The 20454-nt window shown below is 73.0% G+C and carries 22 protein-coding genes; 10 read left to right on the forward strand and 12 right to left on the reverse strand.

The features are described from left to right. Positions 1-92 precede the first annotated feature (92 nt). On the forward strand, positions 93-1349 hold the full coding sequence (aspS, locus tag ACIA8R_RS17425; RefSeq protein WP_364092573.1) for an aspartate--tRNA(Asn) ligase: 1257 nt from the start codon (positions 93-95) through the stop codon (positions 1347-1349). Positions 1350-1373: 24 nt separating this feature from the next. On the opposite strand, the gene ACIA8R_RS17430 is transcribed toward aspS, so the two are convergent. From ACIA8R_RS17430 to ACIA8R_RS17440, 3 genes are read right to left on the reverse strand one after another with little or no spacing between them, the layout of a single operon-like run. Then, a complete protein-coding gene (locus ACIA8R_RS17430; RefSeq protein WP_397039146.1) occupies positions 1374-2930 on the reverse strand; it encodes an MFS transporter in 1557 nt (518 codons plus the stop codon). A 5-nt stretch (positions 2931-2935) separates the two neighbouring features. Beyond that, positions 2936-3589: an LppX_LprAFG lipoprotein gene (locus ACIA8R_RS17435; protein WP_397039148.1), complete on the reverse strand. Its 654-nt coding sequence runs from the start codon at positions 3587-3589 to the stop codon at positions 2936-2938. Positions 3590-3648: 59 nt separating this feature from the next. After that, positions 3649-4107, reverse strand: a complete 459-nt coding sequence (locus tag ACIA8R_RS17440; protein ID WP_357704549.1) for a MarR family transcriptional regulator — start codon at positions 4105-4107, stop codon at positions 3649-3651. A gap of 80 nt (positions 4108-4187) precedes the next feature. On the opposite strand from ACIA8R_RS17440, the gene ACIA8R_RS17445 reads away from it, so the two are divergent. Continuing rightward, positions 4188-5117 (forward strand): cation diffusion facilitator family transporter, encoded by a 930-nt coding sequence (locus ACIA8R_RS17445; protein ID WP_397039150.1) that lies wholly within the window; start codon positions 4188-4190, stop codon positions 5115-5117. Here ACIA8R_RS17445 and ACIA8R_RS17450 read toward each other — a convergent pair. The 3 genes from ACIA8R_RS17450 to ACIA8R_RS17460 all read right to left on the reverse strand — a co-directional run bounded on the left by ACIA8R_RS17450 (position 5114) and on the right by ACIA8R_RS17460 (position 7786). Next, entirely contained in the window at positions 5114-5704 is a 591-nt protein-coding gene (locus ACIA8R_RS17450; RefSeq protein ID WP_357704553.1) for a 4'-phosphopantetheinyl transferase superfamily protein, read from the reverse strand. The genes ACIA8R_RS17445 and ACIA8R_RS17450 overlap by 4 nt on opposite strands. 17 nt (positions 5705-5721) lie before the next feature. Continuing rightward, positions 5722-6306, reverse strand: a complete 585-nt coding sequence (locus ACIA8R_RS17455) for a hypothetical protein (RefSeq protein WP_397039151.1) — start codon at positions 6304-6306, stop codon at positions 5722-5724. A gap of 85 nt (positions 6307-6391) precedes the next feature. Beyond that, positions 6392-7786 carry an aminopeptidase P family protein gene (locus ACIA8R_RS17460; protein WP_364092563.1) on the reverse strand — a complete coding sequence of 465 codons (1395 nt, stop codon included), beginning with the start codon at positions 7784-7786 and terminating at the stop codon, positions 6392-6394. Positions 7787-7923: 137 nt separating this feature from the next. Here ACIA8R_RS17460 and ACIA8R_RS17465 point away from each other — a divergent pair, with 137 nt between their 5' ends. The 6 genes from ACIA8R_RS17465 (at position 7924) to ACIA8R_RS17490 (ending at position 13975) form a co-directional block, all read left to right on the forward strand. Then, complete coding sequence (locus ACIA8R_RS17465; RefSeq protein ID WP_357704559.1) at positions 7924-8352, forward strand: CBS domain-containing protein; 429 nt, start codon at positions 7924-7926, stop codon at positions 8350-8352. A 46-nt stretch (positions 8353-8398) separates the two neighbouring features. After that, on the forward strand, positions 8399-9055 hold the full coding sequence (locus tag ACIA8R_RS17470) for a hypothetical protein (RefSeq protein ID WP_397039153.1): 657 nt from the start codon (positions 8399-8401) through the stop codon (positions 9053-9055). Positions 9056-9261: 206 nt separating this feature from the next. Then, a complete protein-coding gene (locus tag ACIA8R_RS17475) occupies positions 9262-10182 on the forward strand; it encodes a carbohydrate kinase family protein (protein WP_364092559.1) in 921 nt (306 codons plus the stop codon). Then, positions 10179-11465, forward strand: coding sequence for an alpha-glucosidase/alpha-galactosidase (locus ACIA8R_RS17480; RefSeq protein ID WP_397039154.1), 1287 nt, complete (start codon positions 10179-10181; stop codon positions 11463-11465). The genes ACIA8R_RS17475 and ACIA8R_RS17480 overlap by 4 nt, the downstream gene beginning before the upstream one ends. A 90-nt stretch (positions 11466-11555) precedes the next feature. Then, entirely contained in the window at positions 11556-12329 is a 774-nt protein-coding gene (locus tag ACIA8R_RS17485) for a cyclase family protein (protein WP_397039156.1), read from the forward strand. Then, on the forward strand, positions 12326-13975 hold the full coding sequence (locus tag ACIA8R_RS17490) for a thiamine pyrophosphate-binding protein (protein ID WP_397039157.1): 1650 nt from the start codon (positions 12326-12328) through the stop codon (positions 13973-13975). Before ACIA8R_RS17485 ends, ACIA8R_RS17490 begins: the two co-directional genes overlap by 4 nt. 71 nt (positions 13976-14046) lie before the next feature. Here ACIA8R_RS17490 and ACIA8R_RS17495 read toward each other — a convergent pair whose 3' ends face one another. Genes ACIA8R_RS17495 through dhaK form a run of 3 tightly spaced genes read right to left on the reverse strand, consistent with a single transcriptional unit; the run spans position 14047 to position 16036 of the window. Next, positions 14047-14421, reverse strand: coding sequence for a phosphoenolpyruvate--protein phosphotransferase (locus tag ACIA8R_RS17495; RefSeq protein WP_357704571.1), 375 nt, complete (start codon positions 14419-14421; stop codon positions 14047-14049). Continuing rightward, complete coding sequence (gene dhaL, locus ACIA8R_RS17500; protein WP_357704573.1) at positions 14409-15056, reverse strand: dihydroxyacetone kinase subunit DhaL; 648 nt, start codon at positions 15054-15056, stop codon at positions 14409-14411. The genes ACIA8R_RS17495 and dhaL overlap by 13 nt, the downstream gene beginning before the upstream one ends. Next, complete coding sequence (gene dhaK / locus ACIA8R_RS17505) at positions 15056-16036, reverse strand: dihydroxyacetone kinase subunit DhaK (protein WP_397039159.1); 981 nt, start codon at positions 16034-16036, stop codon at positions 15056-15058. The genes dhaL and dhaK overlap by 1 nt, the downstream gene beginning before the upstream one ends. Before the next feature lie 155 nt (positions 16037-16191). Here dhaK and ACIA8R_RS17510 point away from each other — a divergent pair, with 155 nt between their 5' ends. Then, on the forward strand, positions 16192-16938 hold the full coding sequence (locus tag ACIA8R_RS17510; protein WP_357704577.1) for a lysophospholipid acyltransferase family protein: 747 nt from the start codon (positions 16192-16194) through the stop codon (positions 16936-16938). Between the two features lie 28 nt (positions 16939-16966). Here ACIA8R_RS17510 and ACIA8R_RS17515 read toward each other — a convergent pair whose 3' ends face one another. Beyond that, positions 16967-17773 carry a serine/threonine-protein kinase gene (locus ACIA8R_RS17515; RefSeq protein WP_352358144.1) on the reverse strand — a complete coding sequence of 269 codons (807 nt, stop codon included), beginning with the start codon at positions 17771-17773 and terminating at the stop codon, positions 16967-16969. A 56-nt stretch (positions 17774-17829) separates the two neighbouring features. Continuing rightward, entirely contained in the window at positions 17830-19083 is a 1254-nt protein-coding gene (locus tag ACIA8R_RS17520) for an MFS transporter (RefSeq protein ID WP_397039161.1), read from the reverse strand. Positions 19084-19148: 65 nt separating this feature from the next. On the opposite strand from ACIA8R_RS17520, the gene ACIA8R_RS17525 reads away from it, so the two are divergent. Next, positions 19149-19754, forward strand: a complete 606-nt coding sequence (locus ACIA8R_RS17525) for a winged helix-turn-helix domain-containing protein (RefSeq protein ID WP_364092543.1) — start codon at positions 19149-19151, stop codon at positions 19752-19754. A gap of 72 nt (positions 19755-19826) precedes the next feature. On the opposite strand, the gene ACIA8R_RS17530 is transcribed toward ACIA8R_RS17525, so the two are convergent. Continuing rightward, positions 19827-20450, reverse strand: a complete 624-nt coding sequence (locus tag ACIA8R_RS17530) for a DJ-1/PfpI family protein (protein WP_397039162.1) — start codon at positions 20448-20450, stop codon at positions 19827-19829. Positions 20451-20454 lie beyond the last annotated feature (4 nt).

Below are 20454 nucleotides of genomic sequence, written 5' to 3' on the forward strand. Positions count from 1 at the left end.
CCCTTCGCGGGCGGCGAAAGTGCGGTGGCACCGGGAGCTCCCTTCTCCCCCGCACTCCCAAGGGGTCATGCATTTCCTGCAGAGGAGCTGTAATGATCTCTCGTGTCCTGTCGGCGTCGCTCGCTGAGCACGCCGGCCGACGAGTGACGATCGCCGGCTGGGTCCATCGCCGCCGGCATCTGAAATCCGTCTCCTTCCTGGTCGTACGCGACCGTGCCGGGCTGGCGCAGGTCGTCAGCGCGTCCGGGGAACTGCCGCCGGAGGAGAGCGTCGTCCGGGTCACCGGCACCGTGACCCCGGCCGGGCAGGCGCCGGGCGGGGTCGAGCTGACCGAGCCGGAGATCGAGGTCCTGGCCGAGCCCGCCCAGGCGCCGCCGTTCGACCTCTACCGGCCGGTCGTGGGCGCGACGCTGCCGACGGTCCTCGACCACGCGCCCGTCGCGCTGCGGCATCCGCTGCTGCGGGCGCCGCTGGAGATCTCGGCGGCGAGTGTGGCCGGGTTCCGCGAGGCGCTGGACGGGCTCGGGTTCACCGAGATCCACACGCCCAAGATCGTGGCCTCGGCCACCGAGTCCGGCGCGAACGTCTTCGGCATCGACTACTTCGGCCGCCGCGCCTACCTCGCGCAGTCGCCGCAGTTCTACAAGCAGACGATGGTCGGGGTGTTCGAGCGGGTCTACGAGGTCGGGCCGGTCTTCCGTGCCGAGCCGCACGACACCGTCCGCCACCTGGCCCAGTACACCAGCCTCGACGCCGAGCTGGGCTTCGTGGCCGACCACCGGGACGTGATGGCGGTGTTGCGGGAGGTCGTCGCGGGCATGGTCGAGTCGGTGCGCCGCCGGGCCGCGTCCGCCGTCGAGGTGGCCGGGGCCGTGCTGCCGGTCGTCCCGGCCGAGATCCCGTCCGTGCACTTCACCGAGGCCCAGCGGCTGACCGGCGAGGACGAGCCCGACCTGTCACCGGCCCAGGAACGGTGGTTGTCGGAGTGGGCGCTGCGCGAGCACGGGTCGGAGTTCCTGTTCGTCACCGGTTACCCGATGTCCAAGCGGCCCTTCTACACCCATCCCGACCCGGCCAGACCGGGCTACTCCAATGGCTTCGACCTGCTGTTCAGGGGCCTGGAGCTGGTGACCGGCGGCCAGCGGCTGCACCGGTACGAGGACTACGTCCAGGCCCTGGACGGGGACGTGGAGCCGTACGAGGGCTACCTCCAGGCGTTCCGGTACGGGATGCCGCCGCACGGCGGGTTCGCGCTCGGCCTGGAACGCTGGACGGCCCGGCTGACCGGCGCCGCCAACATCCGCCAGACCACCGCCTTCCCCCGCGACCTGCACCGCCTGTCACCCTGACCGGCGGCGCCACCTGATCCGCGGTCAATGTTCGGTGTCGGGGGCGGCGTCCGCGAGGGCGGGCGCCGCCTCCGGCAGGGCGCGGCGCGGCATGAGCAGCGCCACGGCCGCCCCCAGCAGGCAGACGAACGCCGTGAGCAGGAACATCTCGGTGTACTCGACGTGCAGGGCGGCGTCGATCTCGGCCAGGTAGTCGGCCAGCCGCCGCCGGTAGGTCTGCGCGTCGACGCCGAACGGCAGCGGCGTGTCCAGGTGGGCGGTCAGCGACTGGAACCGGTGGAACCCCCACGCCGACACGCCCGCCACACCGACGAGCATGCCCATCATCCTGGCCACCACGACCGCCGCCGAGGCGACGCCGTGCTGGACGGCCGGGCTCACCCGCAGGACCGCCGACGAGACCGGCGCGATCACCAGGCCGAGGCCGAGCCCCGCCACGACCAGGTCGGCGTCCACGGCGAGGCCCGCCCCGGCCAGGTCGAGCGGCCAGCGGCTCATCAGCCAGTATCCGGCCGCCGCGACCAGCAGGCCCGGCACGGCCACCGCGCGTTCGCCCACGCGCCGGGCCAGCACGCCGCCGAGCAGCGCGCCCACGGTCAGCGCGCCGAGGAACCTGGCCAGGACCAGCGCCGCGCCGAGGGCGTCCTGATCCAGCAGCGTCTGTGCGGCGAACTGCACGAACACCATCGTCACCAGCAGCGCCGCGCCCGTCAGGAAGCTCACGGCCAGCGTCGCCAGCAGCGGCGACTTGCGGGCGGCCGACAGGTCGAGCAGCCGGACCGGGGAGCGGATCTCCCACCAGACGAAGACGCCGCCCGCCACCGCGCCGCCCGCGATCACCGGCGGCCCCCACGGCGGCAGCACGGTCGTGGCCGGATCGGGGTTGTACAGGCCGACGACCAGGAGGGCCAGCGCCAGGGCCAGCAGCGCGCCGCCGACGACGTCGACGCGGGCCGTGCCGGAGGGAGGCCGGGCCGGGACCGTACGCTGCACGGCGACGGCGGCCAGGGCGGCGAGGGGCACGTTGACCCAGAAGATGGCATGCCAGCCGCCCAGCTCCACGCCCGCCACGGCGACCGGCGGGACCAGCGCCAGCACGCCGCCGTACAGGGGGCCGAGGGCGCTGCCCAGCTCCTGCGCCGCGCCCACCGCGCCGAGCGCGAGCGGCCGGTCGCGCTCCTCCCACAGGTCGCCGATCAGCGCCATCGTGATCGGCAGCAGCGCCCCGCCCGCCACGCCCTGCACCGTACGGCCCGACACCACCATCGCCTCACCGGCCGCCAGCGCGGTCAGCACCGAGCCGAGCGCGAACGCCGCCAGGCAGGCGTGGATCAGCGGACGCCGGCCGTAACGGTCGGAGAGCTGGCCGAGCAGCGGCATCGCGGCGACGTACCCGAGCAGGAACCCGGTGACGACCGGCGTGACGCGTTCCAGGTGGTTCTGTGGCACGCCCACGTCATGGGCGATGTCCATCAGGACCGTCACGACCACGTAGGCGTCGAGCGCGGCCAGCAGCACCACGGCGCCGCCCGCGCCGAGCGCGACCCGGCGGGCGCGGTCGAGGGAGGTCGCCCGGCTCACCGTGCTCACCCGGAGGGGGGCGGCGTGATCGTGACCGGCGCGTCGTAGTCGCTGAACGTCACCGTGACCGTGCCGTTCTGCAGCGGCAGGCTCGCCTTGGTCAGCCTGCTGGTGGCCCGGTCGATCCAGACCTTGCCGTTGACGCCCTGCGTGACGCCCGGGACGATCTGCCCCACGACCTGCCCGGAGAACGTCGTCGCCACCCGGTACGAGCCGTCCTCCAGCGCCTCCACCTTGGGGTCGGTCGCCGAGGCGAGCAGTTGCGCGATGCCCTTGGCCGGGCTGAGGATCACCGACGGGTCGTAGAACTGGGCGAGCTGCTGCCTGGTCATCGTCTGGAAGCCGCCGGTCGGGCCCTTGAAGTGCACGGTGTCGCCGATCACCGCGAAGGTGATCTCCTGCAGCGTGCCCAGCACCTCCAGCGTGATCGTGCCGTCGGCGTCGCCGCCCGAGGTGAGCCTGCCGTCGGCCTTCTTGAGCGGCACCTGGGGCTTGCCCTCCGTGGCGATCGAGAAGCCGGCCGACTTGACGGCCTTCATGGCCTCCGAGGACTTCTTCATCAGGTCGGGCCCGGCGGGGAGCTCGTCACCCCCGCCGCCACCCGCGGAGCAGGCCGGCATGAGCGCGAGCAAGACGACGATCAGCAGCTTTCGGAGCATGAGCGGATCGTAGCGACCGCCCGGGACGCCGGTGAGCCGTCGGCGATATCGGTTGGGTGTCAGCGCAGCTTCTTCAGATGGTCGACGATCGGCCCGAACGCCTGCTCCAGCCCTTCGAGCTGGTCGTCGGTGAGCCGGTCGACGAAATGCTCGCGCACGCTCGCGACGTGGTCGGGCGCCACCCGCTGGATCGTCTCCCAGCCCTCGTCGGTCAGGACGGCGAACGTGCCGCGCCGGTCGTCGCGGCAGTCCTCCCGGGTGACCAGCCCTTTGGCCTCCATGCGGGAGATCTGGTGCGACAACCTGCTGCGCGACTGGATCGTGGCGTCGGCCAGGTCGCTCATCCGCATCCGCCGCTCGGGGCTCTCGGACAGGTTGACCAGGATCTCGTAGTCGTTCAGCGAGAGCTGATGCTCCTGGAGCTCGCGGTCGAGGCGGTGCATGAGCAGCTTGTGCAGCGCGAGATGCGTACGCCAGGCACGCTGTTCGGAGGGGGAAAGCCAGCGGGGCGCGCTCATGATCCCCAATCTAGCGCACGCCCGTGGCGATGCGGCTACCTGCGGGGGGCCGCCGCGCGAGGCCGCCGTAGAGTGACCGGATGGGGCAGAAGTCGGGGGAGAGCCTGGTGACCGTGCTGGTCGCGGGCGCCGCGAACCTGACCATCGCCCTGGCCAAGCTCGTCGCCGGACTGATCGGCGGCTCGGCCGCGATGTTGTCGGAGGCGGCCCACTCGGCCGCCGACACCGTGACCGAGCTGCTGCTGCTGGTCTCCGTCCGCCGCGCGGGCAAACCGCCCGACCGGCGCCATCCCTTCGGCTACGGCAAGGCCGGGTTCTTCTGGGCGATGATGGCGGCCGTCGCGACGCTGGTCGGCGGCGCGGGGTTCTCCGTCACCCACGGGATTCACCAGATCAGCACCGGCGAGAAGCTGGGCAACCTCACGCCGTCCTACGTCGTGCTGGCCGTCTCGTTCGTGATCGAGGGCATCTCGTTCACGAAGGCGTACTCGCAGTTGCGGGCCGAGGCCGGCAGGTACAAGGTCCATCCGGCGCGGTTGGTGCGGATCACGTCCGACACCGCGCTGAAGGCCGTGCTGTTCGAGGACGCCGCCGCGCTGGTGGGCCTGGTGATCGCGGCACTCGGCCTGGTCGGCTCGCAGTGGTCGGGCTCGGCCCTGTGGGACGGCGCCGCCTCGGTCGCCATCGGCCTGCTCCTGCTGGTCGTGGCGCTCATCCTGATCCAGTCGAACCTGTCGCTGCTCATCGGCCAGGCCGCCCCCAGGCAGATCGAGGTCGGCATCCGCGCGGTGCTGCTGGCCCAGCCCGAGGTGGAGGACGTGGTCGAGCTGCTGACGATGATGATCGGGCCGGGCTCCATCATGGTCGCCGCCAAGATCGACTTCCGGGACGACGCCAGCGCGGCGGGCGTGGAGATCGCCTGCGACGAGGTCGACCGGCGGCTGCGCGACCGCTTCCCGGGCGTCGACCTGGTCTTCCTCGACCCCACCCCCACCCGCCGCCAGCCCTAGAGCAGCGGGACGGGCACCCGTCCGGCGGGCGCGTCGGTGATCACGGCGACCCTGATGTCCGGATCGGCGCGCCATTCGAGCAGGTGGCGGCCCGGCGGGTCGCTCTCGGTGGTGCGCAGCTCGTCCAGGGTGAGCTCGCCGCGCTTGATCAGGGCTTCCTTGCGGGTCCAGTGGCGGATCAGGTCGTCGTTGCCGGTCACCAGGGCGCGTTCGGCGGGCGTGAGCGCGTGGTCGGCCAGGCCCTCGTTCAGCGGGCCCGGCGGCACGTGCTCGGCGTCCACGCCGACCCGGCCGGGGCCGGCCGCCGCGGCCACGTAGCCGCGGGTGTGGCTGAAGCTCACTCCCAGCTCGGGAGCCTCGCGCAGGGACGGCCTGCCGTGGCCGGGGCCGTGCACGTCGCAGTGTTGCAGCAGGGTCAGCCCATCCGGCGGCAGGTCGAGCACGGCCGCGGCGCACAGGCGTACGAGCAGGTGGGCCGCGACGAAACAGGCGCGGTCGGCCGGGAAGACGAAGCGGTCGGCGCGCTCGCGCTCCGCCTCGGTCAGCCACGTCTCGGGGGCCCGCACCTCCTCGGGGCGGCCGCCCATCGCCAGGGGGACGATCGTCAGTCCTTCTTCCTCGCCGCAGGCCCGTACCGGTCCTGCGTGGCCGCGCCGAGCACGGTCACGTCCTGGACCTTCCAGGCGCCCTTCTGCTTCACAAGCGTGATCTTAAGGTGCGAATCCCGCGCCGTGCGAATCGCCCGCGCGGTGTTCACCTGCTGGTCCACGACGACGATGGCGTGCGCGGTGTGCTCGTCCACGTCGGCCAGGTACACCTGGCGCACCCTGGCCTGGGAGACGGCCCTGAGCTCGACGATCACCTGGGACATCGCGCCGCCGAACGCCGCGTCGTAGGTGGCCTGGAAGTCGCCCGTGGCCTGGGCGGACAGGGTCGAGCGGGTGCTGGCGAGGTCTTTGTAGTCGTAGCTGAGCAGGGCCCGGCCGAAGGCGCTCGCCGCGCCGGAGACGTCCAGGCGCTGGGCGCGCTCGCCCTCCAGGCGGGCCAGCGCGTCGCGGGCCCGGCCGGCGTCGATCAACGGCGGCGCCGCCGTGGCCGCGACCGCCGCCAGCGTCGCCGCCAGCGCCCCGAGCAGGCGCGCCCGCGTGACGCAGGCGGACGGGCCCACCCGCATGCGTGTACGCGCCATGGCCACCTGCTTCGCCGGGGTTTTCAGCAAGGGTACGAGACCCGGGTCACCCCTTGTCAGGCATCCACGAGAAGTGCCCGGTTCGTCACGAACGGACGACGTTCATCCAGGACTCGATCTCGTCCGGGTGGCGGGGGAGCGCCTTCGACATCAGGGTGGCGCCCTCGGCGGTGATCACGAGGTCGTCCTCGATGCGGATGCCCATGCCGCGCAGCTCGGCGGGCAGCGTCAGGTCGTCGGGCTGGAAGTACAGGCCGGGCTCGACCGTCAGGACGTTCCCCTCCTCCAGCACGCCGTCGAGGTAGACCTCGGTGCGAGACCTGGCGCAGTCGTGCACGTCGAGGCCGAGCATGTGGCCGCTGCTGCACAGCGTGTAGCGCCGGTACAGGCCGGACTCCATGAGCGCGTCGGGGGAGTCCTTCAGCAGGCCCCAGCCGTGCAGGCCCTCGCAGATGGCGCGCATGGCGGCCAGGTGGAAGTCGCGGAAGCTCGCGCCGGGCTTGAGCGCCGCGATGCCGGCGTCCTGCGCGGCCAGGACCAGCTCGTACGCCTGCCGCTGCGCCGGCGTGAACCGGCCCGACAGCGGGAACGTCCGGGTCACGTCGGCGGTGTACAGGGTGTCGGTCTCGACGCCGGCGTCCAGCAGGAGCAGGTCGCCCTCGGTCAGCGCGCCGTCGTTGCGGATCCAGTGCAGCACGCAGGCGTGGGCGCCGGAGGCCACGATGCTGTCGTAGCCGACCGCGTTGCCCTCCAGGCGCGAGCGCAGCCCGAACACGCCCTCCAGGTAACGCTCGCCGCGCGGGTGGCCGATGGCCGCGGGAAGGGCGCGGACGACGTCCTCGAAGCCGCGCACGGTGGCGTCCACGGCCGACTGGAGCTCGCCGACCTCCCACTCGTCCTTGACCAGCCGCATCTCCGACAGGAACACCTCCAGCTCGGTGTCACGCCCGCCGGCCGGCGCCAGGGCGTCCACGGAGGCGTCGACGCCGCGCAGCACGCGGGCCGGGCCCTCCAGCCGCAGGTCGCGGATGTGCGCGCACTCGATCTGGTACAGCTCGGACGCCTCGGCCAGGTCGGGCCTGCGGCCCACCCAGAACTCGCCGTAGCGGCGGTCGCGGTAGAACTCCTCGCCCTCCTCGCGCGGCGAGCGCGGGCGCACGTACAGGACGGCCTGCCCGGACGGCTCGACCACGAGCACGTCGCCGGGCTCGCCCGCGCCCGTCAGGTAGGAGTACGCGCTGTGCGGCCGGAACCGGTAGTCGCTGTCGTTGCTGCGCACCTTGAGCGTGCCCGCCGGGACGACCAGGCGCTCACCGGGGAAACGCGCGGCCAGCGCCGCCCTGCGCCGGGCCGCCCAGGGGGCGATCGGCAGCGCGGCCACGCCGGTACGCCGCGTGTCGGCCCAGCCGGTACGCATGAACGCGGCCAGCTCCGGGGTGATGGGGAGGTCGTGGCTTCCGGTGTTGAGCTGCTCGGTCATGGTGCCTTCCACGTCGTCGGAGATGCGGCAAGTCAGCCTACGTGACCGCTTGACGGGGTCCCCACTCGGTTGTTTGCCTGGAGGACCGGGCATAAGCCGGGCCCCGGCCGGGGAGATTGGGAGCAGAGGTGGTGCACATGCTCATCGGGACGATCCTGCGCAACAAGGGAAGCGCTGTGACTACGGTGGCACCGGAGGAGACGGTGCGGGAACTGCTCGGCAAGCTCGCCGACCACAACATCGGCGCGGTCGTCGTCTCCACCGACGGCACGACGATCCAGGGGATCGTCTCCGAGCGCGACGTGGTGCGGCGGCTGCACGACCGGGGCCCGGAGATCCTCGACGCGCCGGTCTCCTCGATCATGACGACCGAGGTCCGCACGGCCGGGCCCGGCGACAACGTCGACGAACTGCGCCGCAGGATGACCACCCACCGGTTCCGGCACATGCCCGTGGTCGAGAACGGCCGCCTGGTGGGCATCGTCAGCATCGGTGACGTGGTCAAGAGCGCGATCGAGGAGCTGGAGACGGAGAAGGAGTCGCTCGTCGACTACCTCCACCGTTGACAGGGGCGTTGACAGAGGTGTCGATGGAGATGGCACCCTTGGGTCCGTGACGTACGGCCCCCCCGAGCTTCCCCGGGCGACGAGCAGTCCGCCGATCATCCTGCTCGTCTCCGGGCTGGCCGCGGTGGTGGCCTTCATCCTGGGCGTCTTCGTCGGGTACGGCGCGGACGATTCGTCGGCCTCGCCCGCCCCCAGGGTCACGGTGACGGTCGAGGGCACGGGCCCGCCTTCGGGCGAGCCCTCGGCCTCCGGCCCGGCCACCCAGCCCGACACCCCGCAGACGGACCCCCTCCAGACCGGCCCTGCGCAAACCGGCCCTGCGCAAACCGGCCCAACCCAGACCGGCCCAACCCAGACCGGCCCGCCCCGAACCGGCCCCACTCAGACGGGACCCGCTCAGACGGGACCCGCTCAGACGGGACCCGCTCAGACCGGGCCTGCGCAGACCGGTCCCGCTCAGACCGAGCTGACCGCCGGGATGCGGACGCTCGTCGTGGGTGTGGACATCCAGCCCGGCACCTACCGCACCACCGGTCCCGTCGCGGGCTCCACGAACTGCTTCTGGGCCCGGCTGAACAGCACGTCCCCCGACGTCGGCTCGGTGATCAACGCGGGCGCCCCGACGGGCCCGGCGAGCGTCACCATCGAGCCCGGCGACAAGGCGTTCCAGACCGCCGGATGCGCGGAGTGGACCAAGGCGTGACGCCTTCCTGCCGCGAACTCTGGACATAGGTGCAAGAACGCGCAATTCTATGGGCAGCGGAAGGGAGGCACGCTCAGCGTGCTGGCGTGATCGTCCTACGGTCCATGGGCCACGCCACTCCGGCGTCCCTGGCGAGGGCGCGGCACGGAGAGTGCGGAACAGCGCGCATCGCCACGAATCCGAACCATCGTTCGCGAGGAGTGACCATGCGTCTTCCTGTGCCGTTCGACCTGCTGGTCGTCGGCGACGCCAACCCCGACGTGGTGCTCGCGGGCGCGCCGCGCGAGCTGGAGTACGGCCAGCGTGAACGGCTCGTCGCGGGCGGCGACCTGGTACTCGGCGGGTCCGGCGCGATCACCGCGTGCGGGGCCGCCAGGCTCGGCCTGCGCACCGCCTTCGTCGGCCGCGTGGGCGACGACGCCGCGGGGCGGTTCGTGCTCGGCGCGCTGGCCGAACGCGGGGTGGACGTCTCCCACTGCGTGACCGACCCCCGGCCCACCGCCATGACCGTCGTGCTCGCCGACGGGACGGACCGGGCCATCCTCACCTCGCCTGGCTGCCTGCCGTACCTGACCGCCGGGGACGTGCCGCGCGGCCTGGCCCGGCACGTGCACGTGTCGTCGTACTTCCTGCAACCGGGTCTGGCGGCGGGGCTGCCCGCGCTGCTGGGAGAGTTGCGCGCGGCGGGCGTCACGACCTCGCTGGACACCAACGACGACCCGGACGGCCACTGGGACGGCCTCGCGGACGTGCTCGCCTGGATCGACGTGTTCCTGCCCAACGCCGGCGAGGCCAGGGCGATCGCCGCCTCCCTGTCCGGCGTCCACGACGGGCCGCTGGAGGACGCCGCGGCGCGGCTGGGCGCCCTCGGGCCGGCCGTCGTCGTCAAGGACGGCGCGAACGGCGCACTGGCCTGGGAGTCGGGCCTGGTGACGCGGGCCCCGGCCGTCCCCGTCGAGCCCGTGGACACCGTCGGCGCGGGCGACAGCTTCAACGCGGGCTTCCTCGCCGCCAGGCTGCGCGGGATGAGCCCGCGCGAATGCCTGGACGTGGCCGTGGCCTGCGGATCCCTGTCCACCCGCGCGGCCGGCGGCACCGCCGCCCAACCCACCTGGAAGGAACTGTGAAGATCACCTTCCTCGGCGCGGGAAGCGTCGAGTTCACCCAGGGCCTGCTGGCCGACCTGGTCGGGTTCACCGATCTCGGCCCCTTCGAGGTGGCCCTGCACGACATCCACCCCGAGCGCCTGGAGACCGCCGAGGCCGCCGCCCGCGCCATCGTCGGCGACCGGACGGACATCGCCGTCTCCGCCCACCCGGACCTGCGGCGCTCGCTGGAGGACGCCGACTTCGCGATCAACATGATCCAGGTCGGCATGATCGACGCCACCCGCGTCGACTTCGAGCTGCCCGCCCGATACGGCCTGCGCCAGACGATCGCCGACACCATCGGCGTGGGCGGGATCTTCCGCGCGCTGCGCACGTTCCCCGCGCTCGACCGCATCGGCCGGGCCATGGCCGAGGTCTGCCCGGACGCCTGGCTGCTCAACTACACCAACCCGATGGCCATGAACGTCTGGTACCTGGCGGCGGCCACCCCGGTGCGCAACGTCGTCGGCCTGTGCCATTCGATCTACTGGACCGTCCACGACCTGGCCGAGCTGGTGGGGGTGCCGTACGAGGAGGTCACGTATCTGGCGGCCGGGGTGAACCACCAGTCGTGGCTGCTGCGCTTCGAGTCCGGCGGCCGGAGCCTGTACCCGCGCCTGGACGAGGTCATCGCGGCCGACCCCGGCCTGCTGCGCCGGGTCCGCGTGGACATGTACCGCAGGCTCGGCCACTACCCGACCGAGACCAGCGAGCACTCGGCCGAGTACGTGCCCTGGTACCTGCACGACGACGCCGAGATCGAGCGGCTGCGCATCCCCGTGGGCGCCTACCTCGGCATCAGCGAGGAGAACGTCCGCGCCTACGAGGCCACCCGCGACGCGCTCAGGGCGGGCCGGCCGATCACCGCCGAGGGGACCATGGAGTACGCCCCGCAGATCATCCACAGCGTCACGACGGGCGCCGGCCGCACCGTCTACGGCAACGTGCCCAACCACGGCCTGATCGGGAACCTGCCCGCCGGATGCGTGGTCGAGGTGCCCGTCGTGGCCGACGCGCTCGGCGTGCGGCCGGTCGCGGTCGGCGACTTGCCCGCCCAGTGCGCCGCGCTCAACCGGGCCTACGTCAACGTCAACGAGCTGACCGTGCGCGCCGCGGCCGAGGGCCGTCCCGAGCACGTGCGGCACGCCATGATGGCCGACCCGAACACGGCCGCCACCCTGACCCTCGACCAGATCGACGAGCTGTGCCGGGCTCTGCTCAAGGCGCACGGCGACCTGCTGCCCGAGTCGCTGCGGCCGTGAGGCGCGCGCCGGCGGGCTGCGGAACCGACCATGTTTGCACAGGTGAGCCCGACTGGAGGAGGATGCGCTCAGCCCAACGAGGAGGATGACATGTCGGTGTTGCAGAGCTTCCTGGACCACGTGCGCAGCGGGGCGATCGAGGTGATCGACCTTACCGCGCCCCTCAGCTCCGAGACGCCGATCCTCCAGCTCCCCGAGCCGTTCGGCAACACCAGCCCGTTCCGGCTGGAGGAGATCAGCCGTTACGACGACCGCGGCCCGGCCTGGTACTGGAACGACATCCACACCGGCGAGCACACCGGCACCCACTTCGACGCCCCGGTCCACTGGGTCACCGCCCGCGACGGCCAGGACGTCTCCCAGGTCCCCGTACGCAGCCTGATCGCGCCCGCGGTCGTGCTCGACTTCGCCGCCGAGGCGTCCAAGGACCCCGACTTCCTCCTCCAGATCGACCACGTCAAGGAGTGGGAACGCGACAACGGCCCGCTGCCCGACGGCGGCTGGCTGCTCTACCGCACCGGCTGGGACGCCCGCTCCGCCGACCAGGCCGCCTACCTCAACGTCGACGAGACCGGCCCGCACACGCCGGGCATCTCGGCCGAGTGCGCGTCCTGGCTGGCGGCCGAGACGCCGATTCTCGGGCTCGGCGTGGAGACCGTCGGCACCGACGCCGGCGCCGCCCACTCCTTCGACCCGGCCTTCCCCTGCCACTCGTTCCTGCTCGGCGCGGGCAAGTACGGCCTGACCCAGCTGCGCAACCTCGACCGCCTGCCGGTGACCGGGGCCGCCGTGGTCGCGCCGCCGCTGCCCATCACGGGCGGCTCCGGCAGCCCCGTCCGGGTGCTGGCCCTGGTGGAACGTTGACCGTCCCGGAGACGGCGGCCGCGGCGGTCGGCCGGACGCTGGCCGCGAGCGGCGTCCGTACGGCGTTCGGGGTGGTCGGCAGCGGCAACTTCCACGTCACGAACGCGCTGGTCGAGCACGGCGTGCGCTTCGTCGCCGCGCGGCACGAGGGCGGCGCGGCGACCATGGCCGACGCCTACGCCCGGATGAGCGGCGAGGTCGCCGTCGTCACGGTGCACCAGGGGCCGGGGCTGACCAACGCCATGACGGGGATCGCCGAGGCGGCCAAGAGCCGTACCCCGATGATCGTCCTGGCCGGCGAGGCGACGGACGCGCGCTCCAACTTCCACGTCGACCAGGACGCTCTGGCGACGGCGGTGGGCGCGGTCCCCATGCGGGTCACGGAGGCGGCGACCGCGCGGGAACGGGCGCTCGAAGCCTTCCGCGCGGCCTCCCAGGAGCGCCGCACGGTCCTGCTGAACCTGCCGCTCGACGTGCAGTCCGCCCCGGCGTCCGGCGTGACGGCGTCGGCGGCGGGCGCCGCGGGACCGTCAGGCCACGAGGGCCAGGTCGGGGCGGAGGAGCAGGTCGCGGAGCTGGGGCGGTTGCTGGCCGGGGCGCGACGGCCGGTGTTCGTCGCGGGTCGCGGCGCCCGGCACGCCCGCCGCGAGCTGGAGGCGCTGGCCGACCGCGCCGGCGCCCTGCTGGCCACCTCCGCCGTCGCCAAGGGCCTGTTCCGCGGCAACCCCTGGGACCTCGACGTGAGCGGCGGCTTCGCCACCCCCCTGGCCGCCGAGCTGATCCGTGGCGCGGACCTGGTCGTCGGCTGGGGCTGCGCGCTGAACATGTGGACCACCCGGCACGGCTCGCTGATCGGGCCGGAGGCGAGGGTGGCCCAGGTCGACCTCGACCCGGCGGCCGTCGGCGTCCACGTCCCGGTCCACCTCGGGGTGGTCGGCGACGTCCGCGCCGTGGCGGCCGCCCTGACCGTGCCAGGTGGTGCCGCGCCGGGCTACCGGTCGGCCGAGCTGGCCCGGCGCATCCGGGACGAAGGCCGCTGGCGGACGGTCCCGTACCAGGACGAGAGCGGCGCGGGACGCATCGACCCCAGAACGCTCACCATCGCCCTGGACGACCTGCTCCCGGCCGAACGCGTCGTGTCCGTCGACTCCGGCAACTTCATGGGATACCCCTCGATGTTCCTGGACGTGCCGGACGAGGGCGGGTTCTGCTTCACACAGGCGTTCCAGTCGATCGGGCTCGGCCTGGCGACCGCGATCGGCGCCGCCCTGGCCCGTCCCGACCGGCTCCCCGTGGCCGCCCTGGGCGACGGCGGCGCGCTGATGGGCATCGCCGAGCTGGAGACGGTCGTCCGGCTGGGGCTGCCCATGGTGGTGGTGGTCTACGACGACGAGGCGTACGGGGCCGAGGTGCACCACTTCGGGCCGCACGGGCATCGGCTGGACACGGTCCGGTTCCCGCCCGCCGACCTGGCGGCGATCGCCCGCGGGCACGGGTTCGCGGCGGTGACCGTCACGGACGCCGCCGGGCTGGCGGGCGTGGCCGAATGGCTCAAGGGGCCCAGGGACCGCCCGCTGCTGGTGCACGCCAAGATCACCGGCGAACGCGGCTCCTGGTGGCTGGAGGAGGCATTCAAGGGCCACTGACGGGCCGGGTCTCACGCCAGTGCGCACCGGGCGACCGGACATCGCCAGGGCCGGGGGAGGTGCGGGGCTGGTCAGAGTTTGCGGTAGGTGCGAGCCTCCTCGGCGGCGGCCAGCACCTCCGCCAGCGACCCGCCCCCGCACGCCGCCACGCACGCCGCCACCGCCCCCTCCACGAACGGCACGTCCGCGATCACCACCCGTCCCTCCTGCTCCAGCAGCCGGGCGGTCAGCACCGAGCTGCCGAGGTCGGGGATGATCAGCACGCCGTCGCCCTGGTCCACGGTCAGCACCGCCCGCTCGACGAGGTCGAGGCTGGTGCCCAGGCCGCCGTCCGCGGTGCCGCCGGCCGCCGCCACCGGCACGGGCTCCGCGGCGATCCCCAGAGCCAGCGCCGCGGTCTCGGACGCCAGCCCGGCGCTGTGCGAGACCAGCACTAGTCCGACCATCGGCCCTCCGCCTGCTCCCGGTCCGCCACCGCGGCCAGCGCCCCCATGATCAGGGCCGCCGAGGCCGCCCCCGGATCCTCGTGCCCGACGCTGCGTTCGCCCAGGTAGCTGGCCCGGCCCTTGCGGGCCTGGAGCGGGATCGTCTCCCGCGCGCCCTCGGCCGCCGCGTCCGCGGCCCGCCGGAACGCCTCCAGCGTCCCGATGCCGTCCCGTACGGCCAGGGCCAGCGACCGCGAGGCCGGGACCAGCGCGTCCACCATGGTCTTGTCGCCCAGGGCCGCCTTGCCCAGCCGTTCCAGCGCGACGACCCCCTCCTCGAACGCCGCCTCGAAGCGGGGCAACGTCACGGGCGACGCCAGCGTCCGGCCCATCTGGCGGAACATCGAGCCGTACAGCGGGCCCGAGGCGCCGCCGACGCGGCGGATGAGGGCCGTGCCCGCCTCGGTCAGCACCTGTCCGGGCGAGTCCGGCGGCCGGTCGGCCAGGGCCTTGGCGACCTCGGTGAAGCCCCGGTCGAGGTTCGTGCCGTGGTCGGCGTCGCCGATGGCCGCGTCGAGCTCCGTCAGCCGCTCCCGGTCGCGGCGGACCAGCCTGGCCGCCTCGTCGAGCCAGGCCGCGAAGAAGCGGGTGTCCATCAACGGCCCCAGCGCAGCGCGGGCGTCTCGACGGGTGCGTCCCAGAGCCGGGTGAGGGTGTCGTCGAGCCGGCACACGCTGACCGAGAAGCCCTGCATGTCCAGGCTCGTCACGTAGTTGCCGACGAGCGAGCGGGCCACCCGGGCGTCCTTGCCCTTCACGAACGCCGCCACCTCGGCGAACAGCACGTACAACTCCATGAGCGGGGTGCCGCCCATGCCGTTGACCATGACCAGCAGGTCGCCGCGGAGCGGCAGGTCGCTGTGCAGGGCCTCCATCGCGACGGCGGCCAGCTCGCGGGCCGAGGCCATCGGCACCCGCGTGCGGCCCGGCTCGCCGTGGATGCCGATGCCCAGCTCCACGTCCGTCTCGGGCAGGTCGAACGTCGGTTTGCCCGCCGCGGGCGTCGTGCAGGAGGTCAGCGCGATGCCGAAGGACCGGCTGCGCTCGTCCACCTCACCGGCCACCCGGGCCACCTCGGTCAGCGTCGCGCCCTCCTCGGCCAGCGCGCCCGCGATCTTCTCCACGAACAGCGTCGCGCCCGTGCCCCGCCGCCCGGCCGTGTACGTCGAGTCCTGGACGGCCACGTCGTCGTCCACCAGCACGGAGGCCACGTCGTTGTCCTCGGCCAGTTCGGCGGCCATCTCGAAGTTGAGCACGTCGCCGGTGTAGTTCTTGACGATGTGCAGCACGCCGGCGCCGCCGTCGACGGCCCTGGTGGCCTCGATGATCTGGTCGGGCACGGGCGAGGTGAAGATCTCGCCGGGGCAGGCGGCGTCCAGCATGCCGTGGCCGACGAACCCGGCGTGCAGGGGCTCGTGGCCCGAGCCGCCGCCGGACACCAGCCCCACCTTGCCGGGCCGCGGTCCGGCGGCCCGGTAGACCACGCGGTCGCGGACCCGCAGCGCGGGATGGGCCGCGGCCATGCCGTTCAGCGCGTCCTCGACCACGGAGTCGGCGGTATTGATGAGCTTCTTCATGGTCAAAACATCTGCCCGTTCTCGCGGGAGGGCAAGCGCCGCCGCGTGAACAGGGACGATGTCCTACGATCTCGTGACCCGAGCCGATGTACTCCTGGCGCGGACGGTTCCGCCGAGTGGCCTGCCGACCGGCGTGAGTAGGCTACCTTCTGCTCATGGCTGAGATTGTGTACCCGCCGGTGATCGCCGCCGCGCGGACCCTCTTTCGCGTGCTCGACTACCGCTTCCACATGGAGGGCACCGAGCACGTGCCGCGGACCGGGGGCGCGGTGCTGGTGAGCAATCACATCAGCTATCTCGACTTCATCTTCGCGGGGTTCGCCGCGCTGCCGTCCAAGCGGCTGGTGCGGTTCATGGCCAAGCAGGACGTCTTCGAGCACCGGATCTCCGGGCCGCTGATGCGCGGCATGCACCACATCCCGGTCGACCGCGGCGCCGGCGCCGGCTCGTACGCCACCGCGCTGCGCAAGCTCAAGGCCGGCGAGGTGGTGGGCGTCTTCGCCGAGGCCACGATCAGCCGCTCCTTCACCGTCAAGGAGATCAAGAACGGCGCCATCCGCATGGCCCAGGCCACCAACGTGCCGGTCATCCCGGTCGCCCTGTGGGGCAGCCAGCGCATGTGGACCAAGGGCAGGCCCAAGCAGCTCACCCAGCGGCACGTGCCGATCACCATCCTGGTGGGCGAGCCGTTCCACCCCAAGCGCGGGGAGGACGTCAACCAGCACACCGTCGACCTGCACACGCGCCTGTCTGAGCTGGTCGACCGCGCGCAGCGCACCTACCCGGAGGTGCCGCCGGGCGTGTGGTGGCAGCCCGCGCACCTGGGCGGCACCGCGCCCACCCCCGAGGAGGCGGCCGCCATGGACGCCGCCGAGGCCGAGGCCCGCGCCCAGCGCGACTGAAGGCGGCCCGCCGGGGCTCGGCGAGCGCTCAGATGGCGGCCTGGTAGGCGCTGGCACGCATGCCCGCCAGCAGGCCCGCCGTCTGCTCCGGCGTGTAGCGGCGCACCGGGTCGTGGTGGAGCAGCCCCTCGATCAGAGGGCGCATCACCCCGGCCCGCCGCGGCGGCGGGTAGGGGCCGCTGCGGGCCATGCCCAGCACGGTGGCCGCGTCCTGCCCGGGGTAGGGCGGCTGGCCCTCGACGGCGCTGTAGAGCGTCGCGCCGAAGGACCACATGTCGGCCTCCTTGCTGGCCGGCCCGCCGTGCAGCCGCTCCGGGGCCATGAACGCGGGCGTGCCGCGCAGCCGCCGCGAGGTCGTCATGCGGATGTCGCCCTCGGCGGTGGCGATGCCGAAGTCGGTCAGCACCACCCGGTCGCCGGTCAGCATGACGTTCGCGGGCTTGACGTCACGATGGAGCACCCCGGCCTTGTGCGCGGTGCGCAGCGCGGCGAGCAGGTGCTGGCCGATCGCGACCACCGACTGGGCCGGCAGCGTCCCCACCTGGGAGAGCAGCTGGTGGAGTGAGAGCCCGTGCAGGTACTCCATCACGATCCAGAGCTTTCCGCCCACTTCCATCAGGTCGTGGACCGTGACGATGTTGGGGTGCGTCAGGCCGGCCGCCATCCGGGCCTCACGCAGCACCCGGCGGCGAACCATCTCGGCCTCACCGGCCAGAGTCAGCTCCTTCAACGCCACCTCTCGGTGGAGGAGCCGATCGAACGCTCGCCAGACGACTCCCATACCCCCACGACCGGCCTCCTCGTTCAGGAGGTACCGTCCGCCGATCTCCCGCATACCATCCCCTCAAGCTCGGGGATAATCATGTCATCTCCGCACACGGCATTGGGTGCCTAACGTGATCTGGATATGTCGGGAAGTGTAGGTTCGCTGGTCAGCGCCGCAGAAATTCGCCCGGGCATGGCGCGCCACACGAGCCACACCGCCACCAGGCACACCCCCGCGGCCCCGGCCAGGACGGCGGCCAGCCCGAACAGGTCACCCGCCACACCCCCGAGCGCCGCGCCCACCGGCATGCCGCCCATGCCGATCAGCCGATAGGCGGAGTTCACCCGTCCCAGCAGCTCGCCGGGGATCAGTCGCTGGCGTACCGAGACGACCAGCACGTTGGCCGCCGCCCCCGTCACCCCCCACACCACGGCCACCGGGTACAGCGCCCACGGCGACGGCACGAGCATGGGGACGAGCAGCAGCAGGCTGCTGATCGACCACGCCCCCACCAGCGTGCGGGACTCGCCGACCAGCCGCGTGAGCGGCCCGGTCAGCGGCGAGCCGAGCACCGCGCCGGCCGCGAAGGCCGTCATCATGAGGCCGTAGCCGCTCGGGTCCAGGCCGATGCGCGACCCGTCGCCGACGGCCCACAGGACGAAGACGGCGAAGTAGCCGGCGTTGGCCAGGTTCAGCAGGCCCGCGGAGATCGCCAGCCTTCTCAGGACGCGGTGGGCCAAGAGGTAACGCAGTGCCTCGCCGATGTCGGCGCGCAGCGGGCGGCGCGGCCCCGATGTGGCCGGGGCGGCCCGGAAGGAGCCCGCCATGCCGGTCAGGAGCAGGGCGGCGGCGGCGTACAGGAGGGCGGGGGCGCCGAAGAGCGCGGCGGGCAGCAGGCCGGCGAGCAGCCCGGCCACCGGCGCGCCGACGAAGTCGTTGCCGACGGTCTGGACGCCGACGATCCGGGCGTTGGCCCGGGTGAGGTCGTCCTTGGAGACGGCCATGGGCAGGACGGACTGCGCCGAGGTGTCGGCGAAGACCTCGCTCACACCGGCCGCGAACACCACCGCGAGCAGCGTCCACAGGTTGAGCAGGCCCGCCACGGCCAGCAGCGCCGCCACCGCCAGCACCGCCGTACGCGCGGTGTTGGCGGCCATCATGACGCGGCGGCGGTCGACGCGGTCGGCGACCGCCCCCGCGTGCAGCGCGAACAGCAGCCACGGCGCGGTCGCGGCGGCCCCGGCCAGCGACACCAGGGTGGGGGACCGGGTCATGGACACCGCCAGCAGCGGCGCGCCGACCCGCATGACACCGTCGGCCAGGTTCGACAGCGCGGTGGACGACCACAGGAACCAGAAGGCCCGCCCGAGACGGTTCACGACTCACTCCGATAGTGTGTAAGGAAAAGTGTGCATAGATTCCTTTGCAAAGATAGGCTTGCACAGTGACAGAAGGCAAGAGCTTCTCCGCCCGGACTCTCGACGCGAATGCGCTGAAGTCGTTCGCGCACCCGCTGCGGCTGCGCATCTACGAGCTGCTCGACGAGCACGGTCCGTCCACCGCCACCGGCCTGGCCGGCCTGCTCGGGCAGAACACCGGGGCCACCAGCTACCACCTGCGGGAGCTGGCCCGCCACGGCATGATCGAGATCGCGCCCGAGCTCGGCCGGGGCAAGGAGAAGTACTGGCGCATCACGCCCGGCGGCTTCAGTTTCGGACCGGCGAAGGGCAACCCCGAGGAGGTCGACGCCGCACTGGGGTTCCTGCTGGACGACATGGTCCGGCAGCGCGGCACGGAGCTGACCCGCTGGCGGGAGGGGGCGATGCGGGCTCCCGAGGAATGGATGCAGGCCGGCGTGTTCGCCCGCCGCTCCCTGCGGCTCACCCCGGAGGAGACGGCCGACCTGCGCGACCAGGTGCTGGAGGTGCTGGACCACTTCCGCGGGCTGTCGGACGGCAGGGACGCCCCCGCCGGCGGCGGCCACGTCGTCGTGCACTTCGACGTCCTGCCGCTCGGCGCCATCGGCGACCCCCCGGACGGCGGCGCCTGACCCCGTGCGGGGCCCGGGAACGGCGGCGCCCCCGTCCCGAGGGGTCGGAACGGGGGCGCGGCGGCCGGGTGGTCAGGAGATCAGGCTCAGGGCCCGCTCGGCCGTGCCCTCGGGGGCCTTGGCGGGCGAGCCCGCGTCGAACGGCGGCTGCGGGTCGTACTCGATCGCGAGCTGCACCGCCTGCGCCGTCTCGACGCCGTCGGCCTGGGCCAGCAGGGTCAGGGCCATGTCGATCCCGGCCGACACCCCGGCGGCCGTCACGATCTTGCCCTGGGTGACGACCCGCTCGCTCACCGGCTCGGCGCCGAACTCCTTCAGGCCGTCCAGCGCCGCCCAGTGGGTGGTCGCGCGCAGGTCCTTGAGCAACCCCGCCGCGGCCAGCACGTACGAGCCGCTGCACACCGACGCCGTCCACCGCGTGTGCTCGTGGGCCTCGCGCAGCCAGCCCAGCAGCGCCGCGTCGGACATCGCCTCAAGGGTGCCCGGCCCGCCCGGCACGATCACCACGTCGGGACGGGGCAGGTCGGCGTACGACGCGGTGGCGGCGATCGACAGGGTGCCCTGGTCGTCGGTCACCGGCCCCACCTCCCCGGCCACGAACGTCACCGTCACGCCGGGCGTGAACGCCAGCACCGTGTAGGGACCGACCGCGTCGAGCGCGGTGAACCGGTGGTAAAGCGGAATTGCCACATGCATGGTG

Origin of the sequence: Nonomuraea sp. NPDC051191 (assembly GCF_044455665.1) — a bacterium.
Lineage (GTDB): Bacteria > Actinomycetota > Actinomycetes > Streptosporangiales > Streptosporangiaceae > Nonomuraea.

Excerpts from the sequence above, each read along its gene's own strand:
- aspS (WP_364092573.1), top strand. The coding sequence starts at position 93 with ATGATCTCTCGTGTCCTGTCGGCGTCGCTCGCTGAGCACGCCGGCCGA.
- ACIA8R_RS17435 (WP_397039148.1), bottom strand. The coding sequence starts at position 3,589 with ATGCTCCGAAAGCTGCTGATCGTCGTCTTGCTCGCGCTCATGCCGGCC.
- ACIA8R_RS17440 (WP_357704549.1), bottom strand. The coding sequence starts at position 4,107 with ATGAGCGCGCCCCGCTGGCTTTCCCCCTCCGAACAGCGTGCCTGGCGT.
- ACIA8R_RS17445 (WP_397039150.1), top strand. The coding sequence starts at position 4,188 with ATGGGGCAGAAGTCGGGGGAGAGCCTGGTGACCGTGCTGGTCGCGGGC.
- ACIA8R_RS17450 (WP_357704553.1), bottom strand. The coding sequence starts at position 5,704 with ATGGGCGGCCGCCCCGAGGAGGTGCGGGCCCCCGAGACGTGGCTGACC.
- ACIA8R_RS17455 (WP_397039151.1), bottom strand. The coding sequence starts at position 6,306 with ATGGCGCGTACACGCATGCGGGTGGGCCCGTCCGCCTGCGTCACGCGG.
- ACIA8R_RS17460 (WP_364092563.1), bottom strand. The coding sequence starts at position 7,786 with ATGACCGAGCAGCTCAACACCGGAAGCCACGACCTCCCCATCACCCCG.
- ACIA8R_RS17465 (WP_357704559.1), top strand. The coding sequence starts at position 7,924 with ATGCTCATCGGGACGATCCTGCGCAACAAGGGAAGCGCTGTGACTACG.
- ACIA8R_RS17475 (WP_364092559.1), top strand. The coding sequence starts at position 9,262 with ATGCGTCTTCCTGTGCCGTTCGACCTGCTGGTCGTCGGCGACGCCAAC.
- ACIA8R_RS17485 (WP_397039156.1), top strand. The coding sequence starts at position 11,556 with ATGTCGGTGTTGCAGAGCTTCCTGGACCACGTGCGCAGCGGGGCGATC.
- ACIA8R_RS17495 (WP_357704571.1), bottom strand. The coding sequence starts at position 14,421 with ATGGTCGGACTAGTGCTGGTCTCGCACAGCGCCGGGCTGGCGTCCGAG.
- dhaL (WP_357704573.1), bottom strand. The coding sequence starts at position 15,056 with ATGGACACCCGCTTCTTCGCGGCCTGGCTCGACGAGGCGGCCAGGCTG.
- dhaK (WP_397039159.1), bottom strand. The coding sequence starts at position 16,036 with ATGAAGAAGCTCATCAATACCGCCGACTCCGTGGTCGAGGACGCGCTG.
- ACIA8R_RS17510 (WP_357704577.1), top strand. The coding sequence starts at position 16,192 with ATGGCTGAGATTGTGTACCCGCCGGTGATCGCCGCCGCGCGGACCCTC.
- ACIA8R_RS17515 (WP_352358144.1), bottom strand. The coding sequence starts at position 17,773 with ATGCGGGAGATCGGCGGACGGTACCTCCTGAACGAGGAGGCCGGTCGT.
- ACIA8R_RS17530 (WP_397039162.1), bottom strand. The coding sequence starts at position 20,450 with ATGCATGTGGCAATTCCGCTTTACCACCGGTTCACCGCGCTCGACGCG.